The 17503-nt window shown below is 70.4% G+C and carries 13 protein-coding genes; 7 read left to right on the top strand and 6 right to left on the bottom strand.

All coding sequences use genetic code 11. From position 1 onward, the window contains the following. Positions 1-113: 113 nt before the first annotated feature. The gene (locus AB3X08_RS01115; RefSeq protein ID WP_369935641.1) at positions 114-290 is read left to right on the top strand and encodes a hypothetical protein; all 177 of its coding nucleotides are present in this window, start codon (positions 114-116) and stop codon (positions 288-290) included. Beyond that, complete coding sequence (locus tag AB3X08_RS01110; protein ID WP_369935639.1) at positions 287-1390, top strand: ribonuclease H-like domain-containing protein; 1104 nt, start codon at positions 287-289, stop codon at positions 1388-1390. The genes AB3X08_RS01115 and AB3X08_RS01110 overlap by 4 nt, the downstream gene beginning before the upstream one ends. A gap of 640 nt (positions 1391-2030) precedes the next feature. On the opposite strand, the gene AB3X08_RS01105 is transcribed toward AB3X08_RS01110, so the two are convergent. From AB3X08_RS01105 to AB3X08_RS01095, 3 genes are all read right to left on the bottom strand, one after another. Then, positions 2031-3143, bottom strand: a complete 1113-nt coding sequence (locus tag AB3X08_RS01105; protein WP_369935637.1) for a saccharopine dehydrogenase family protein — start codon at positions 3141-3143, stop codon at positions 2031-2033. Positions 3144-3209: 66 nt separating this feature from the next. After that, complete coding sequence (locus tag AB3X08_RS01100; RefSeq protein ID WP_369935635.1) at positions 3210-5048, bottom strand: M56 family metallopeptidase; 1839 nt, start codon at positions 5046-5048, stop codon at positions 3210-3212. 3 nt (positions 5049-5051) lie between these two features. Further along, entirely contained in the window at positions 5052-5438 is a 387-nt protein-coding gene (locus tag AB3X08_RS01095) for a BlaI/MecI/CopY family transcriptional regulator (protein ID WP_053836589.1), read from the bottom strand. 651 nt (positions 5439-6089) lie between these two features. Here AB3X08_RS01095 and AB3X08_RS01090 point away from each other — a divergent pair. Together AB3X08_RS01090 and ligD are read left to right on the top strand one after the other, a co-directional pair. Continuing rightward, a complete protein-coding gene (locus AB3X08_RS01090) occupies positions 6090-6266 on the top strand; it encodes a DUF3606 domain-containing protein (protein ID WP_369935633.1) in 177 nt (58 codons plus the stop codon). A 16-nt stretch (positions 6267-6282) separates the two neighbouring features. Beyond that, positions 6283-8832: a DNA ligase D gene (ligD, locus tag AB3X08_RS01085; RefSeq protein WP_369935631.1), complete on the top strand. Its 2550-nt coding sequence runs from the start codon at positions 6283-6285 to the stop codon at positions 8830-8832. A gap of 230 nt (positions 8833-9062) precedes the next feature. Here the strand turns inward: ligD and AB3X08_RS01080 are convergent, their stop codons facing one another. Together AB3X08_RS01080 and AB3X08_RS01075 are read right to left on the bottom strand one after the other, a co-directional pair. Further along, positions 9063-10109 carry an SDR family oxidoreductase gene (locus AB3X08_RS01080; RefSeq protein ID WP_369935629.1) on the bottom strand — a complete coding sequence of 349 codons (1047 nt, stop codon included), beginning with the start codon at positions 10107-10109 and terminating at the stop codon, positions 9063-9065. Between the two features lie 78 nt (positions 10110-10187). Beyond that, entirely contained in the window at positions 10188-10421 is a 234-nt protein-coding gene (locus AB3X08_RS01075) for a hypothetical protein (protein WP_369935627.1), read from the bottom strand. Between the two features lie 139 nt (positions 10422-10560). On the opposite strand from AB3X08_RS01075, the gene AB3X08_RS01070 reads away from it, so the two are divergent. After that, on the top strand, positions 10561-10917 hold the full coding sequence (locus AB3X08_RS01070; RefSeq protein ID WP_369935624.1) for a hypothetical protein: 357 nt from the start codon (positions 10561-10563) through the stop codon (positions 10915-10917). Positions 10918-11012: 95 nt separating this feature from the next. On the opposite strand, the gene AB3X08_RS01065 is transcribed toward AB3X08_RS01070, so the two are convergent. Continuing rightward, positions 11013-12233 carry a DNA topoisomerase IB gene (locus AB3X08_RS01065; RefSeq protein WP_369935622.1) on the bottom strand — a complete coding sequence of 407 codons (1221 nt, stop codon included), beginning with the start codon at positions 12231-12233 and terminating at the stop codon, positions 11013-11015. Positions 12234-12383: 150 nt separating this feature from the next. Between AB3X08_RS01065 and AB3X08_RS01060 the strand changes: the two genes are divergently transcribed. After that, positions 12384-12779 (top strand): I78 family peptidase inhibitor, encoded by a 396-nt coding sequence (locus tag AB3X08_RS01060; protein WP_369935620.1) that lies wholly within the window; start codon positions 12384-12386, stop codon positions 12777-12779. Positions 12780-12984: 205 nt separating this feature from the next. Continuing rightward, positions 12985-17442, top strand: a complete 4458-nt coding sequence (gene gltB / locus AB3X08_RS01055; RefSeq protein ID WP_369935618.1) for a glutamate synthase large subunit — start codon at positions 12985-12987, stop codon at positions 17440-17442. Positions 17443-17503 lie beyond the last annotated feature (61 nt).

The raw sequence follows: 17503 nt of genomic DNA, 5'->3' as shown, positions 1-17503 counted from the left end.
GCAGCGGCCACCAATCGCTCGCGCGAGCCGCGCACGCTTCTGCAGCGCGCGCTGCTGGACGACGTATCGACCGTGCTCGACGCGGATTCCGATGCGCTGCTGGAGCGGCACGCATGAACAGCAGCAGCAGGACCAGCTTGCCGATCACCAACGCCACGCCGGTGCGCGCGGCCGGTTTCACGAATCCCGACGGCAAGCGAGCGTGTGCGTTGCGCTTGCTGCTGCAAGGCACGGCGCACGGCAATGCGAACCGCGCCGATCCCGACGCGCGGCCGAGGGGTAGCGCATGAGCATCAGCCTTGAGCGCCTGCGCGCGCTGCGCAAGCAGGCCGGCGACCCGGGCGCGGAAACGCCGCGTGCGCCCGCACCCGGCGTGCGGCCGGCAGGCAATGCGCTCGCCGCAAGCCCTGCTGCATCGGTAAACCCGCCGGCACCTGCAGGCCGGGCCACGTTGCTGCGCAAGCCGCCGCGCGACACCGATGCGGCGCCCCTGCCGCCTGCACCGCGCACGCCTTTGCCAGCGCACCGCGGCGACAGTGCCGTTGCCGTGGCGGCGCCGATCGCGATCGAACCATTCGACCGGCGCGGCGCCGACGTCGCCTCGCTGCGGCGCCTGCTCGGCATGCGCGAGCGCGCGGTGGCGCCGGCCGCGGCGCCGCGCAAACCGCAGGCGGCCGACCGCCACCTGCCCGGCGCGGAGATCGCGCCCGGCCTGCACCTGATCGAAGCGTTCCTGCCGCAGCCGATCCCCTCCGCCGCGCTGTCGCTGGCCTTCGCCCGCCGCGAGGATGCGGTGCAGCCGTCGGATCTGCTGTTCTTCGACACCGAGACCACCGGCCTGGCCGGCGGCACCGGCACCCGCGCCTTCATGATCGGCGCGGCCGATTGGTACCTGCACCCCGTCGAAGGTCCCGGCCTGCGCATCCGCCAGCTGATGATGGCCACGATGGGCGCGGAGAAGGCCATGCTCGAAGCGTTCCGCGCGTGGCTGGCGCCGACCACGGTGCTGTCCAGCTACAACGGCCGCTGCTACGACGCGCCGCTGCTGAAGACCCGCTACCGGCTGGCGCGCTGCGCCGACCCGCTGTCGGCGCTGGACCACGTGGACCTGCTGCATCCCACCCGCCGCCGTTACCGCGGCACCTGGGAGAACTGCAAGTTGTCCACGATCGAACGCCAGCTGCTGCGCATCGTGCGCGAGGACGACCTGCCCGGCTCCGAAGCACCGGCCGCATGGCTGAGCTATTTGCGCGGCGGCAGCGCGCGCAACCTGCGCCGCGTCGCCGCGCACAACCACCAGGACGTGGTGACGCTGGCCCTGCTGCTGCAGCGCCTGGTCGACGCCGAAGCCGAAGAGCGCGAGGTCGTGCCGTTCGTGGAAGCGCCGTAGCGCACTGCTTGAGCCCCTCTCCCCCCGGGAGAGGGGTTGGGGCGAGGGTACGGCGCCAGGCGCGATGTTCGGTTGGAGCATGAGGCTGCGCCCGTACCCTCATCCGCCCCTTCGGGGCACCTTCTCCCGGCGGGAGAAGGACAGCCGCAGCGCCTTAGCCCCTCTCCCCCCCGGGAGAGGGGTTGGGGTGAGGGTACGGCGCTAGGCGCGATGTTCGGTTGGAGCACGAGGCTGCGCCCGTACCCTCATCCGCCCCTGCGGGGCACCTTCTCCCGGCGGGAGAAGTGACAGCCGCAGTGCCTTAGCCCCTCTCCCCCGGGAGAGGGGTTGGGGTGAGGGTACGGCGCCAGGTGCGATGCTCGATTTGGAACACGAGGCTGCGCCCGTACCCTCATCCGCCCCTTCGGGGCACCTTCTCCCGATGGGAGAAGGGAACAGCCGCAGCGCCTTAGCCCCTCTCCCCCCGGGAGAGGGGTTGGGGTGAGGGTACGACGCCAGGTGCGATGCTCGATTTGAGGGCACGAGGCGGCGCCCGTACCCTCATCCGCCCCTTCGGGGCACCTTCTCCCGGCGGGAGAAGGGAACAGCCGCGATGCGTTGTAGCCCCGCCACCTCAACGCCGATAGCTCCCGGTACCAGCCTAGATCTCCCGCACCGCCGTCTCGATCCGCCAGGCCGCGAACTCACCTTCGAACTCGGCCAGGCTCAGCAGGCCCATGCACGCATGCGCGCCCACCGGCGGCGGCGCGCCGCTGGCCAGCTTGCGCACCAGCAGGATCGCGGCCAGGCAGGGAATCTCCGGGCCGTGCAAAGTCGGCGCGGTCAGCTCCCAGCACAGCGCATGCGGGCGCCCATCGCGCAGTCCGCGCAGCTGTACCGACATGCCGCCCAGGTCGCTGCCGAAGCGATCGAACCAGCGCCCGGCGCGCGCGAACGCCGCCGCCAGCGACCGCATCGGCAGCGGCACGCCGAGTCCGCGCAAACCTGCCAGCGCGGCCAGGCAACGCTGCAGGAACGGCACTTCCAGCGCCGCACGGAAGCGCACGTTGCGCACGCCCGGATAGCGCGCCACCAGCAGATCGTGATCCGGCACGTCGCAGGGCGCGGCCAGCCGCGGGGCGAGCCGCGCGAACGCGACCGGCTGCGGGCCGGCCCAGCCCCGCGTGCGCTGCCAGCGTCCGTCGCACCACCACTCGAAGGGCAGGCCGCAATACGACAGCACCGCGCGCACCGTGGCCATGCCCAAGGGCGTGGCCTGCGCCGGGGCGATGACCAGGTCGATGTCGTGCAACTGCGAGAAGCGCGGGCGCAACGCATCGACCACCGCGCTGGACAGCGCCGGCAAGGTGCTGGCGCCGCTGATCGCACAGCGCCCGGCTTGCCGCGCCAGCGCATCCAGCGCGGCGGGAAAGTCGCGCACGAACGCGCGGCCATCGGCCAGGTCGATGTAGTGCATGCCGGCCTGCAGGCAGGCATGCGCGACGGCGTAGTCCTGTCCCTGGAACGGCCCGGCGGTGTGCACCACGATGTCCGCGCCGGTAGCGGCCAATTGCGCGGGGAAATCGGCCGCCGCCGTGTCCAGGCGGCACACCGCGACGCCACCCAGGTCCGCGCCCGCCAGATTGGCGGCGGCGGCATCGGGATGACGTCCGGCCGCGATCACCCGCAGCGTCGGCGTCGTCGCCAGCGCGCGCACGATCCGCGCGCCGAAATGACCATAGCCGCCCAGCACCACCACCTTGCAAACGGCCATCGTCCCTCGCCTCTCCTGTCGGCGCCCGCGGCGATTATCCGCGCGACGCCGCCTGCGGGGAATCGCTCAGCCGTCGATCGGCGAGGCCAGCCCTTGCGCGATGGCTTCGCGGATCAGGCGCTCGGCCTGCTGCCGCGCGCGTGCGCTGGCATCGGCCTGCTGCTTGCCCAGTTGCGACTGTTGCAAGCCGAGTTTCGCCTGTTGCCTGGCCAGTTCCTGGATCTTCATGCCCAGGTCCTGCCGGCGCAGTTGTTCGCTCGCCCGCAGCGCCGCCAGGCGATCGATCTGCGCCTGGCTGGCGGCGCCGCGGCTGGTAGCGACCGCCGCCTCGGCCTGGCGCGTGGCGCTCTCGGCCATCTGCGAACTCAGCTTCGCCATGCGCTCGCCCAGTTCGCCCTGGCGCTCGCCAAGATCGCCTTGCTGGTCGCCCAGCTCGGCCTGCGCATCGGCCAGGTCCAGGGTCTGTTCGTGCACGGCCTGGAACCGCGCCAGCGCCGCCGGATCGCGGACCACATAACGATGGCCAGCATGGCGGAACCACAGGAGTTCGCCGCCGTCGCCGGCCAGGCGACGCGCTTCGCGCAGGTCGTCCAGCGAAGCGTCCATCAGATTGTGCCCGTCCTGCACCAGCACGTAGGCGTCCTGGTCCTCGTGCGGCGAGAGCGAAACGCGGCCTTGGGTGCTCAGCGGCGCAGCGGGCTCCGCAGGCGCGGCTGGCGCTGCCGGGGCTGGCGGCGCGGGCTGCGCCAGAACGCTTGCCAGGATCGGAGCGGCCGGCGCTGGAGTTGCCGGTGCTGCGGGCGCAGCCGGTGCAGCTGGTGCAGCCGACGCAACGGACGACGTGGAGACCGGCGCGGTGTCCGCCAGCGCCGGCTTGGCCACCAGGCGCAGCGGCATGACCCCGGCCAGCGCGATCGCGGCCGTGATCAGCCCGGCGCCCAGACGCGAGAATGAGGCGGTGCTCTGCAGCATCAACAGCCGCCGCTTCAGGCTGACGAAGCTGGGCGAGGCGCTGGCCACGCCGGCAGCCGGCCGCGGCGCCACGCCCAACTGTACCAGCAGCCGTGCATAGTTGTGCCGGCAGTGCCGGTGCCCGGCGACCACCGCCGCATCGCAGGCCGCTTCGCGGGCCAGTGCGTATTCGCGCACCGCCAGCTGCACCAGCGGATGGAAGAAGAACAGGTGCTGCGCCAGCGCCGGCAGCAGGCCCCACCACAGGTCGCGGCGCTGCAGATGCACCAGTTCGTGGGTCAATGCCATATCCAGATCGTCGGCATGCATCGCTGCCAGGCGCCGCGCCGGCAGCAGCAGCACCGGCCGCCACGGGCCGATCAGCTGCGGCGAATCGATCTGCGCGGACAGCCGCAGCTGCGGCGGCTGGCGCAGGCCGTGCGCCTCGGCGGCCAGGCGCAAGGCGCCGAGCAGGGCGGCATCGGTGCACGGCGTGCTGGTCCGCACCAGGCGCCGGCTGGCGCGGTAGGCGTGGCCGCTGCGCAGCGCGCCGAGCAGCACGCCGGCCATCCACAGCGCGACCAAGGCCTGTGCCCAGGACAACGGCGCGGCAGCAGCGGCGGGCTGCGTGGCGGCATGCGGCGATGCGGTCGTCGCTACGGTCGCGGCGCTCGCGTCCTGCAGCGATGCGGCCGGCAATGCGGTCGCGGCAACGGCGGGCTGTGTCGGCGCGGCCGGCAGCACCGGCAGCTGCAGCGCACCGGCCCACAGCAGGCCGAGCACGGTCTGCGCGCCGACCAGCCACCACAGCCGGCAGCGCGTGGCCGCCGGCAGCGCCGGCACCCAGCGGCACAGCGCCCAGATCGCCGCGACCAGGACCGCCGCCTGCACGCTGGTCGCCAGCAGCCGCGACAGCAGGGTCTCGAACAACGTCGTGCCGAAGATCGTGTCCATGCCTCAGTCCTCCCGCCGCTGCGATTGCAGTTTGGCCACCAATGCCTCGAGTTCGGCCAGCTCGTCGTCGCTGACCTCCGCGCGCTGCGACATCCACGCCACGAACGGCGACACCGAGCCCTGCAAGGTCTTCTCGACGAAGCTGCCGACCGCGCTGCGCACCACGTCGTCCTGGCCGCTGGTGGCGGCGTAGCGATACACGCCTTGCACCTGGCGCCGGCGCAGATAGGCCTTGGCGCGCAGCCGCTCCATCATCGTCAGCACGGTGGAGCGGGCCAGCCCGCGGGTCTCGCCGAAGCCGGCGGCGACCTCGCCGACGCTGGCCTCGCCTTGTTCGCCGATGTACTGCAGCAGGGCCAGCTCCTGGTCCCCGATCGATTTGCGACGCATCCGCCTGCTCCGGTGACTACACGTGTCGGCAAACGTACCTGTGGCGACATGTGTAGTCAATAGGCCGTCGGTCATTACTTTGAAGAGCCGGACAGCGCCAAGGTATTGGATGCGGCAGAAGCGGAGAATTGCGTTCGGAACGCGCATCCCTATCGCAGCCGCGGCGCCTTTCTCGCGCATGCAGCACGTTGCTTCGCCGACCGCCTGCGCAAGCCGCCGCGCCCGCGGTCGCGGCGGGTCTGGGCCAGTGGCGACCCCGTCGTCGTGCAATGCGTCGCGCGCGACCGAGGCGCGTACCGCAATCGCTACGCGTGGATCCTGCGCACGGCGACGGCAAGGCGGCGAGGCGAACGCGTCCCTCGACCTGGCGGCCTACGGCGACCAACTGCGCCGCATTCCCGCATCCCGCACTGCGCCGCGATCCCCGGCCGCGCTGCACACCCGCCGTTTGCAACGCGCCGCCGTTCGCGCCGGCCACATCGCGACCGCCGTGGCCGTTCACATCGAACCGACGCCAGCGCGATTAGAAGTTCCTGGACGACGATCGCTGCCGCTGCGCCATGCGGCACCGCGCCAACGGCGACGCGATCGACGGCGGCGCACGTGCCCTGTGCCGTGCGCGTTTCCATCCCCGTGAGCAGGAGTATCGACATGAGCGACGACAAGCAGAATTCCGGGTCTCCGGACCGCGACCGCATCAACGTCAACGAAGACTACGAACTGCGCTACTGGACCAAGGCGCTGGACGTGTCCGCCGAGGAATTGCGCGCCGCGGTGGCGGCGGTCGGCACCAACGCCAGCGCCGTTCGCGCGCACTTGAACAAGTAACGCGGCCAGGCCCGCGATGAGCCTTGCCGAGTACCGCCGCAAACGCAGCTTCGACAAGACCAAGGAACCGGAGCCGGGCAAGGCGCTGCCCAAGGGACAGCGCCCGATCTTCGTGGTGCAGCTGCATCACGCCAGCCGCCGGCACTACGATTTCCGGCTGCAGGTCGGCGATGCGCTGAAGAGTTGGGCGGTGCCGAAAGGCCCCAGCTACGACCCCAAGGTCAAGCGCATGGCGGTGGAGGTGGAAGACCACCCGGTCGACTACGCCGGCTTCGAGGGCGAAATTCCCAGGGGCGAATACGGCGGCGGCCACGTCGCCCAGTTCGACCACGGCGTATGGACCACCGCCGGCGATCCCGAAGCGCAGCTGGCCAAGGGCCACCTGCGCTTCGAGTTGTTCGGCACCAAGCTCAAGGGCGGCTGGCACCTGGTGCGCTCCGGCAAGCCGGCGCGCCAGCCGCAATGGCTGCTGTTCAAGGACGAGGACGCGTTCGCCGGCAGCGTGGAGGCCGACGACCTGCTCGCCGACGTGACCGCGCCGCCGCCGGAGGACCTCAAACGCGCCGGTGCCGGCAAGGCGAACAAGCAGAACACACTGACCGCCGTGGCGCTGCCGCGGCGGAAGAACAAGACCGACTGGGCCAAACGCGCCAGTGCTCTGCCCAAGGCGAGGAAGGCCGCCGCGCCGGCCGGGCCGTTCGAAGCGCAGCTGGCCAAGCTGGGCGATGCGCCGCCGAAGGGCGAACACTGGATTCACGAGATCAAGTGGGACGGCTACCGGATCCAGGCCACCATCGCCGACGGCACGGTACGGCTGTGGTCGCGCAATGCGATCGAGTGGACCGACAAGATCCCCGAGATCCGTGACGCCATCGCCGCACTGGGCCTGAAGTCCGCCGCGCTGGACGGCGAGCTGATCGCCGGCAAGGGCAGCAAGGAGGATTTCAACCTGCTGCAGGCGGTGCTGTCCGGAGAGCGCCAGGGCGCGCTGGCGCTGGCGCTGTTCGATCTGCTGCACATCGACGGGATCGACATCGCCGATGCACCGCTGGCAGAGCGCAAGGCCTTGCTGCAACAACTGGTGGGCGGCAACGATCCGCGTCTGGCCTTCAGTTCGCACGTCGAAGGCGATGGCGACGCAGCCTTCCAGCTCGCCGGCGAACAGCATTTCGAGGGCATCATCTCCAAGCGCGCCGATCGCGGCTATCACGGCGGGCGCAGCGAGGACTGGCGCAAGACCAAGCAGCTGGCCTCCGACGAATTCGCCGTGGTCGGCTACACCGCGCCCAAGGGCAGCCGCTCCGGCTTCGGCTCGTTGCTGCTGGCCAGGCCCGATCCGCAGCATGGCTGGCTGTACGCCGGCCGCGTCGGATCGGGCTTCTCCGACACGCTGCTGCGCGAGGTCGGCGCATTGATCGGCAAGGCCGGCGGCACGACGCCCACCGCGCATGTTCCGACCACCGAGACCGACCTGCGCGCGGCCACCTGGTTTGCGCCGCGCTTCGTCGTGGAAGTGTTCTACCGCGGCATCGGCGGGCAACAGCTGCTGCGCCAGGCCTCGCTGAAAGCGGTACGCCGCGACAAGGACATCGCCGACCTGCTCGATTCGGACCGGACGCCGGCGGCGACCGCCGCCCCCACCCGGGCCGCACCGGCCAAGCGCCGTGCCGTGGGCGCGGGCAAAGCCGGCGCCCGCACGCCGCCGGCGCTGTCCAGCCCCGGCAAGATCATCTTTCCCGACATCGGCGCGACCAAGCAGGACGTCTGGGACTACTACAACGCGGTCATGGACCACCTGCTGCCGGAGATCGCCGGCCGGCCGCTGTCGATCATTCGATGCCCCAATGGCGCCGAGCGCCCGTGCTTCTTTCAGAAACACCACACTGCCGGGCTGGACCTGGTGTCCTCGGTACGGCTGAAGGAAGAGGCCGGCAACAATGCCTACTACCTGGTGGTCAACGACGCTGCCGGGCTGCTGGAACTGGTGCAGTTCAATGCGCTGGAGTTCCACCCCTGGGGCTCGTATGCGGCTGCGCCCGATTCGGCCAACCGGGTGGTGTTCGACCTGGATCCCGGCCCGGACGTGCCGTTCGCCGAGGTCAAAAAAGCGGCGACCGACATCCGCAGGCTGCTGGCGCAATTGGAACTGGAGTCGTTCCTGCGCGTCTCCGGCGGCAAGGGCCTGCACGTGGTGGTGCCGCTCAATCCCGGGTGCGATTGGGAACTGACCAAGCGCTTCGCCCACGGCTTCGCCGACGCGCTGGCGCAGTCCGAGCCGGAGCGTTTTCTCGCTACCGCCACCAAGCGCCTGCGCAACAAGCGGATCTTCGTCGACTACCTGCGCAACGGCCGCGGCGCCACCGCGGTGGCCTCGTACTCGCTGCGCGGGCGCGCCGGCGCGCCGGTGGCGATGCCGCTGGCCTGGAGCGACCTGCCCAAGCTGCACCGTGCCGACGCGTTCAAGATGCGAGAGGTGCCGGCCAAGCTGAAGCGCAGGCGCAAGGATCCCTGGGAAGGCATCGACGCGGTACGGCAGAACCTCGCGCGCTGGGCCGAAGCCGAGTAAGCAAAGCCCCTCTCCCATCGGGAGAGGGGTTGGGGTGAGGGTCCGGCGCGAAAGCGTCTCGCGGAGTTTGTGCACGATGCTACGCCCGTACCCTCATCCGCCCCTTCGGGGCACCTTCTCCCGACGGGAGAAGGAACAGCCGACTAGCTCCTCTCCCACCGGGAGAGGGGTTGGGGCGAGGGCTCGACCGCCAGCCCGCCCATCCACTTACCAACTCAACGCATTACCCACTACCCTGTCGGCCCGCCCATCACCGGCAGGATCGCCCCGCTGATGTAGCTGGCGGTGATCGGCGAGGCCAGGAACACATAGGCCGGCGACAATTCCTCCGGTTGCGCCGGGCGGCCCATGGCGCTGCTCTTGCCGAACTCGGCCACGTCCTCGGCGGATTTGTCGGCCGGATTCAGCGGGGTCCACACCGGGCCGGGCGCGACCGCGTTGACGCGGATCCCGCGCGGCTGCAACTGACTGGCCAGGGCCATGGTGAAGGCGTGGATCGCGCCCTTGGTGGCCGAGTAGTCGAGCAAGGACTTGCTGCCGAACAGGCCGGTCTCCGAGCCGCTGTTGATGATCGCCGAACCGCGCTTGAGATGCGGCAGGGCCGCGCGCGCCATGTGGAAATAGCCGCCGATGTTGGTCTGCAGGGTTTCCTGCAGGTGTTCCTCGCTGAGGTCCTCCAGCGCATGGCAATGCAGCTGGAAGGCGGCATTGTTGACCAGCACGTCGAGTCCGCCGAAGGCGCGCACGGTCTGCGCCACCGCGTCCTCGCAAAACTTCGGGTCCTTCACGTCGCCGGCGATGGTCAGGCAGCGCCGGCCCTCCTTCTCCACGTGCGCGCGCGTCACTTCCGCGTCCTCGTGCTCGTCCAGATACAGCACCGCCACGTCGGCGCCTTCGCGCGCGAACAGCACCGCCACCGCGCGGCCGATACCCGAGTCGGCGCCGGTGACGATGGCGCTCATGCCGCGCAGCTTGCCGCTGCCCACGTACTCGGGCGCCTCGAAACGCGGCTGCAGGGCCAGGTCCTTCTCCTTGCCGGGCTTGCGCAAGTGCTGTTTGGGCATCTTCTCCGGTTGCTTGCGCACTCCGGCCTGGGTCGGCGCGGTCTTCTTGGCCTTGGCTTTCGACTGCGCCTCGACGGCATCGGTCGCGCGCTGCAAGACGCGCTGTTGCCGCGCGGTCTGGGCGGCGGCCGAGCCGGAGCGGGAGGACGCCTGCTTGGACGACGTGGTCTTGGTGGGCGCGGCAGGACGTTTGGTGCTGGAAGCCATGGACATTGCTCCGGAGTACGGGATGCGGCGCGGCATGGCGCCGTATCGGAGAAGGTGGGGGATGGGCGATCGGACGCGAGCGCGCTAGGCGCGGTCGGCGACGCCCTGCACGCCGGCATGCTGGGCGCAATGCGCGCAGCAGAACATGCGGCCGCCGGCTTCCACGCCATGGCCGACGATGCGGCAGTCGCAATGGCTGCAGTGCGGGGCGAAGGCGTGGATCGCGCATTCGAACGAATCGAAGGTGCCGCTGCGGTCGCCCTGGGTCAGGGTAAAGGCCTTGTCGTAGTCGTTGCCGCAGACATCGCAGGTGGCCATGGTCAGGCTCCGGTTGGCTGGGGAAGCCACAGTCTGGCCAAGCACACGGCCACGTCGGGTGAAGCCGGCCGCCGATCTCTTCATGCAACGCAAACATCCACCGCGACACGCTCGCGCTATTCGCAAAGGAGTCTCTTCCATGGTCCGCCAGCCACTCGCCCTCGCCCTTCCCCTCGCCGCCAGCTTGCTGCTCGGCGCCTGCGCCACCACCCAGGTCGCCCAGGTGCAGCCGATCGACGGCGTCATCTCCGGCCAGTGCCATATCGACAAGGTCCGCGGCGCGGCGGGCCTGGCCGCCGCGCAGACCACCATCGAACGCGCCCGCGTCGACAGCGACAGCCTCAAGGTGCAGGTGGTGAACAGCAGCGTGGGCGACAGCGGCGCCACCTCCAGCGGCGTGGACAGCGCATCGCGCGGTGCCGGCGAGAGCGGTGGCGATCGGCTGACCATCGAGGTCGGCCCGTACAACAACATCACCACGCTGTATTGCGGTTGAAGGTGCGCGGCGCCGAGTGAACTGCGGACCCGGCGAGGTTCGCCTTGACCGTGCCGCGACCTGCGGCGATGCCGCCGCCCGCGCCAGCGCTGCGATCAGGCGCGACGGCGTGAGCGCGCAGCGCTTCCGGCCGCCGGGCTGCCGGCCCGACGCGGCCGGGCGGATTGCGTCGGCTTGGCGCCCGCCGCCGTGGACCCCGTCTTCTTGGTGCGCTTGGCCTTGACCGCCTTGACCGCCTTGCGGGTCGCAGCACGCGCCCGCGCCAGGTAGTTCAGCGTGGCCAGGTCCCACTGCCGCTCGCCGCGCACGCGCTCGCACAGGCCGTGCAGTTCGCCGCCGCGCCAGCCGTCGAACACGCACGGGTCGATATAGGCCTTGCGGCACACCGCCGGCGTATTGCCCAGCGCATCGGCCACCTCGCGGATCACCGCGTTCTGCGCCAGCTTCAGCGCGCGTTCGCTGCTGGGGTCGGGCAAGGGCAGCTGCGCCAGCCGCTGCAGCGCGGCGCGGGTGCCGCCCCAGGTGCGGAAGTCCTTGGCGGTGAAGCTCTCGCCCATCGCCTCGCGCAGGTAGTCGTTGACCTCGCCCGAGTCCACCGGCTGCAGTTGGCCGTCGTCGTCGCGGTACTGGAACAGCGCCTGCCCGGGCAATTGCTGGCAGCCGCGAATCAGTTTGACCAGGCGCACGTCGTCGACCTCGATGTCGTGCTCCTGCCCGCCCTTGCCGCGGAATTTCAGCCGCGCGCGGCCGCCCTTGACGAATTCCAGGTGGCGGTTGCGCAGCGTGGTCAGGCCGTAGGAGCGGTTGCTGCGCGCGTATTCGGCATTGCCCACGCGCACCAGGGTCTCGGCCATCAGCGCCACCACCATCGCCAGCACCTTGTCGCGCGGATAGCCGGGCAGCGCCAGATCGCGGCGCAGGCGCCGGCGCAGCCGCGGCAAGGCCTGGCCGAAGGCCATGATCCGTTCGAACTTGCCGTCGCCGCGCACCTGCGCCCAGTCGGGGTGATAGCGGTACTGCTTGCGCCGCCGCGCGTCGCGGCCGGTGGCCTGCACGTGGCCGTTGGGCTTGGCGCAGATCCACACCTCGGTGTAGGCCGGCGGGATCGCCAGCTGGCGGATGCGTTGCAAGGTCTGCGCATCGCGCACCGGGCGGCCATCCGGCAACCGGTAGCTGAAGCCCTTGCCGGCGCGGCGGCGGGCGATGCCGGGCTCTTCGTCGCTGACATAGACCAGGCCGGCACTGCTGGCGGCCTGTCTGGCCTGCAGCGCGCGGGCCGCCTCGGTGGCGGCGGTGGTGCGGGACGCGTTGGACATCGGGACGCCAGCGGGTGAGGAGCCGGGATTGTCGGCAGCGCGGCGCCTAGGCAGCGTCAACGGCGACCGGTTAACGTGCGGCGAACGCGACTTGTCCGATTCTTCTGCACGTATGCTGGACCCGTCTTCCTCCACCGACCAGGAGCCCCGATGAGCACTTTCCTTTCTTCTCGTGCGTCCGCGCGCGCCGGCCTGATCGCCACGGCCTGCCTGACGCTGGCATTGGCCGCGTGCACCGCGCCGCCGCCGGACGAGCAGGAACAGGTGGGGGCCAAGGCCCAGGCCGCCGCGCAGCAGGCCGCCGCCCCGGATCCGGTCAGCGCGCCGCAGCCGCCGCCGGTGGGCACCTGCGATGCCTCGCAGGCGCAGGGCCTGGTCGGCCAGGCCGCCGAACAGGCGTTGCTGGACCAGGCGCGCAGCGACACCGGCGCCAAGAGCGTGCGCGTGCTCAAGCCCAACCAGGCGGTGACCATGGAGTTCGACGGCGAACGGCTCAATATCGAGGTCGATGCCAAGAACCAGATCACCGGCGTGCGCTGCGGCTGAGGTCCGTCCGGCGGCACTCGCGGGCGCCGTCCACGGTGGCGGCGGCAAGACGCTTGCCGCCACTACGGTTGCAGCTGCAACCGTGTATTGCGGCACCGCACCAACATGTGCTTTAGTCGATGTTCCGGTGACCTCAAGATGCGCTCCAGGATAGAGCGGGGGCGAGTGTCGCCGCGTTCCTTCGGATCGCTTTTCAGAGGCAGACATGGCCCCCCGCAACCGCCACGGGCTCTACGACCCCCAAGACGAGCGCGATGCCTGTGGTTTCGGCATGGTCGCGCAACTCGATGACCAACCTTCGCGGGCCTTGGTGGATACCGCCATTGCCGCGCTGTCGCGGATGACCCACCGTGGCGGCGTCGCCGCCGACGGCCTGACCGGCGACGGCTGCGGCCTGCTGATCCGCAAACCCGATGCGTTCCTGCGCGCGCTGGCGCGCGACGCCGGCATCGCGGTCGGGGCGCGCTTCGCCGCCGGCCAGGTGTTCATGCCGCGCGACGACGTGGACGGCGCCGCGCGTTGCCGCCAGGTGCTGGAAGAGGAACTGCTCCGCGCCGGCGTGCAGCCGCGCGGCTGGCGGGTCACCCCCACCGACGACTCGGTGTGCGGGCAGCTGGCCAAGGACACCTTGCCGCACATCGAGCAGGTGTTCGTCGATGCCGGCGCCGAACACAGCGACGATGGCTTCGCCCTGGCCCTGTTCCTGGCGCGCCGCCGCGCCGAACAGCGCCTGCGCGACGTCGCCGACTTCTACGTCACCACGCTCTCGCCCAACGGCATCAGCTACAAGGGCATGGTGCTGCCGGACAAGCTCAGCACCTTCTACCCGGACCTGCAGCGCAGCGACCTGGCCTCCAGCGCCATCGTCTTCCACCAACGCTTCTCGACCAACACGCTGCCGCGCTGGCCGCTGGCGCATCCGTTCCGGCTGCTCGCGCACAACGGCGAGATCAATACCATTGAGGGCAACCGGCACTGGGCGCAGGCGCGCAGCAAGGTGTGGAAGACGCCGCGCTTCGACATCGCCGAGTTCGACCCGGTGATCTCGATGCACGGCTCCGATTCGCAGAGCCTGGACAACATGCTCGAGCTGCTGGTCGCCGGCGGCATGGACCTGCTGCAGGCGCTGCGCATCCTGGTGCCGCCGGCGACCCAGTCGCTGGAGTTCAAGGACGCCGACCTGGCCGCGTTCTACGAGTTCTACGGGCTCAACACCGAGCCGTGGGACGGCCCGGCCGGCATCGTCGCCTGCGACGGCCGCTATGCGGCGTGCATGCTCGACCGCAACGGCCTGCGCCCGGCGCGCTGGATGCTGACCTCTGACCGCCATTTCCTGGTCGCCTCCGAAGCGGGCGTGTGGGAGCTGCCGGCCGAGCGCGTGACCCGCAAGGGCAAGCTCGGCCCGGGCGAGATGATGGCCATCGACCTCAAGCGCGGCGACCTGCTCGACTCGGACGCGATCGACCGCATCAACCGCGGCCGCGCCCCGTACAAGCAATGGCTGCAGCAAGGCGTGACCTACCTGCAGACCGAGCTGATCGACCCCTCGCTGGTCGAGGAGCCGTTCGACGAGCGCACCCTGCGCAGCTACCACAAGCTGTTCCAGCTCAGCACCGAGGAAGTGGAGCAGGTGCTGCGGCCGCTGGCCGAGACCGAGCAGGAAGCCACCGGCTCGATGGGCGACGACACCCCGATGGCGGTGCTCAGCCGCCACACCCGGCCGCTGTACGACTACTTCCGCCAGGCGTTCGCGCAGGTCACCAACCCGCCGATCGATCCGCTGCGCGAAGACTGCGTGATGTCGCTGACCACCCAGCTCGGCAAGGAGACCAACATCTTCCATGCCGGCCCGGAGACGGTGAACCACGTCATCCTCAATTCGCCGGTGCTCAGCCAGCGCAAGCTGCGCCAGCTGCTGAAGATGGAGCAGTACCAGACCCGCAATGCGCAGATCGACCTGTCCTACAGCGTCGAGGAAGGCCTCAAGGCCGGCCTGGAACGGATCTGCGCCGAGGCCGAGCAGGCGGTGCGCGACGGCAAGGTCATGCTGCTGCTGACCGACCGCTACCCGGTGCCGGAACGGCCGATGGCGCATGCGCTGCTGGCCACCGGCGCGGTGCACCACCATCTGTCGCGTGCCGGCCTGCGCTGCGACGCCAACCTCATCATCGAGACCGGCACCGCGCGCGATCCGCACCACATGGCCTGCCTGCTCGGTTTCGGCGCCACCGCGGTGTATCCGTACCTGGCCTACCAGACCCTGTTCGACCTGGGCCGGCGCGGCATCCTGCTGCTGAAGAAGGGCGGCGAACAGGCGCAGATCGGCCGCAAATACCGCAAGGGCATCTACAAGGGCCTGTCCAAGATCATCTCCAAGATGGGCATCTGCACCATCGCCAGCTACCGCGGCGCGCAGCTGTTCGAGATCGTCGGGCTGGATCCGGACGTGGTCCAGCTGTGCTTCCCGGACACCGCCTCGCGCATCGGCGGGGTGAACCTGGCGCGGCTGGACACCGAGGCGCGGCAGCTGACCGCGCGCGCCTGGAACGACCTGCTCAAGCCGGAAGTGGGCGGACTGCTGAAGTACGTGCACGGCGGCGAGTACCACATGTACAACCCGGACGTGGTCATGACCCTGCAGCGCGCCACGCGCAGCGGCGAGCAGGCCGACTGGGCCGCGTACGCCGAGGCGGTGCACGCGCGTCCGCCGTCGGCGCTGCGCGACCTGCTGCAGCTCAAGCGCGCCGAGGTACCGACCCCGCTCGACCAGGTGGCCCCGGCCTCCGACCTGCTGCGCCGCTTCGACACCGCCGCGATCAGCCTGGGCGCGCTGTCGCCCGAGGCGCACGAGGCGCTGGCGATCGCGATGAACCGCCTCGGCGGGCGCAGCAACTCCGGCGAAGGCGGCGAAGACCCGGCGCGCTACGGCACCGACAAGCGTTCCAAGATCAAGCAGGTGGCCTCCGGCCGCTTCGGCGTCACCCCCGAGTACCTGGTCAATGCCGAAGTGCTGCAGATCAAGGTCGCGCAGGGCGCCAAGCCCGGCGAAGGCGGCCAGCTGCCCGGGCACAAGGTCAACGAGCTGATCGCGCGGCTGCGCTACGCCAAGCCGGGCATCGGCCTGATCTCGCCGCCGCCGCACCACGACATCTATTCGATCGAAGACCTGGCGCAGCTGATCTACGACCTCAAGCAGGTCAATCCGAGCGCCTTGGTGTCGGTGAAGCTGGTCAGCCATGCTGGCGTGGGCACCATCGCCGCCGGCGTGGTCAAGGCCGGCGCCGACCTGATCACCGTGTCCGGCCACGACGGCGGCACCGGCGCCAGCCCGGTCAGCTCGATCCGCTATGCCGGCGTGCCGTGGGAACTGGGCGTGGCCGAGTCGCACCAGGCGCTGGTCGCCAACAACCTGCGCGACCGCACCATCCTGCAGACCGACGGCGGCCTGAAGACCGGCCTGGACGTGGTCAAGGCCGCGATCCTGGGCGCGGACAGCTTCGGCTTCGGCACCGGCCCGATGATCGTGCTCGGCTGCAAGTACCTGCGCATCTGCCACCTCAACAACTGCGCCACCGGCGTGGCCACCCAGGACGAGCGCCTGCGCGCCAACCACTTCGTCGGCCTGCCCGAGCGCGTGGAGAACTTCTTCAAGCTGCTGTCCGAAGAAGTGCGGCAATGGCTGTCGTACCTGGGCGCGCGCTCGCTGGACGAGATCGTCGGCCGCACCGAATTGCTCCAACAGCTTGACGTGTCGCCGCGCGAAGGCGTGCGCGTGGACCTGTCGCGGCTGCTCAAGGACGTGCGCTACGACAGCGGCCACTGCGCCGCGCAGCGTCTGTACGAATCGCCGGACAGCCTGGCCACGCAGATGGACGGCCTGCTCGCCGACGCGATCGCCAACAAGACCGGCGGCGACCATCGCTTCCTGATCCACAACACCGACCGCTCGATCGGCGCGCGCCTGTCCGGCGCCATCGCCCGGGTGCATGGCAACCACGGCATGGACGATGCGCCGCTGACCCTGCGCTTCCGCGGCTCGGCCGGGCAGAGCTTCGGCGCGTTCAACGCCGGCGGCCTGCAGCTGGAGCTGGAAGGCGAGGCCAACGACTACGTCGGCAAGGGCATGGCCGGCGGCCGCCTGGTGGTGCGTCCGCCGCGCGGCGCGCGCTTCGAGGCGCGCAGCACCGCGATCATCGGCAACACCTGCCTGTACGGCGCCACCGGCGGCGAGCTGTACGCCGCCGGCCGCGCCGGCGAGCGCTTCGGCGTGCGCAACTCCGGCGCGCTGGCGGTGATCGAAGGCGCCGGCGACCACTGCTGCGAGTACATGACCGACGGCATCGTGCTGGTGCTGGGCAAGGTCGGGCTGAACTTCGGCGCCGGCTTCACCGGCGGCCTGGCCTACGTGCTCGACGTGGACCGTGATTTCGTCGACCGCTACAACCATGAGCTGATCGACATCCATCGCATCTCCGCCGAAGGCTTCGAGAGCCACCGCCAGCACCTGCACAAGCTGATCAGCCGCCACCGCGAACTGACCGGCAGCATCTGGGCGCAGCAGATCCTCGACGAATTCCGCGACTACGTCGGCAAGTTCTGGCTGGTCAAGCCGAAGGCGGCGAGCATCGAGTCGTTGACCGAATCGCTGCGGCGCGCCGCCTGATGGCGGCCCGTCGCAGCGAAGGGATTGGGGATTCGAGATTCGGGATTGGGAACAGCAAGCC

Origin of the sequence: Xanthomonas sp. DAR 34887, assembly GCF_041245805.1 — a bacterium.
Lineage (GTDB): Bacteria > Pseudomonadota > Gammaproteobacteria > Xanthomonadales > Xanthomonadaceae > Xanthomonas_A > Xanthomonas_A tesorieronis.
The sequence above is the reverse complement of the archived record's forward strand: the minus strand, read 5'-3'. Positions and strand labels throughout refer to the sequence as shown.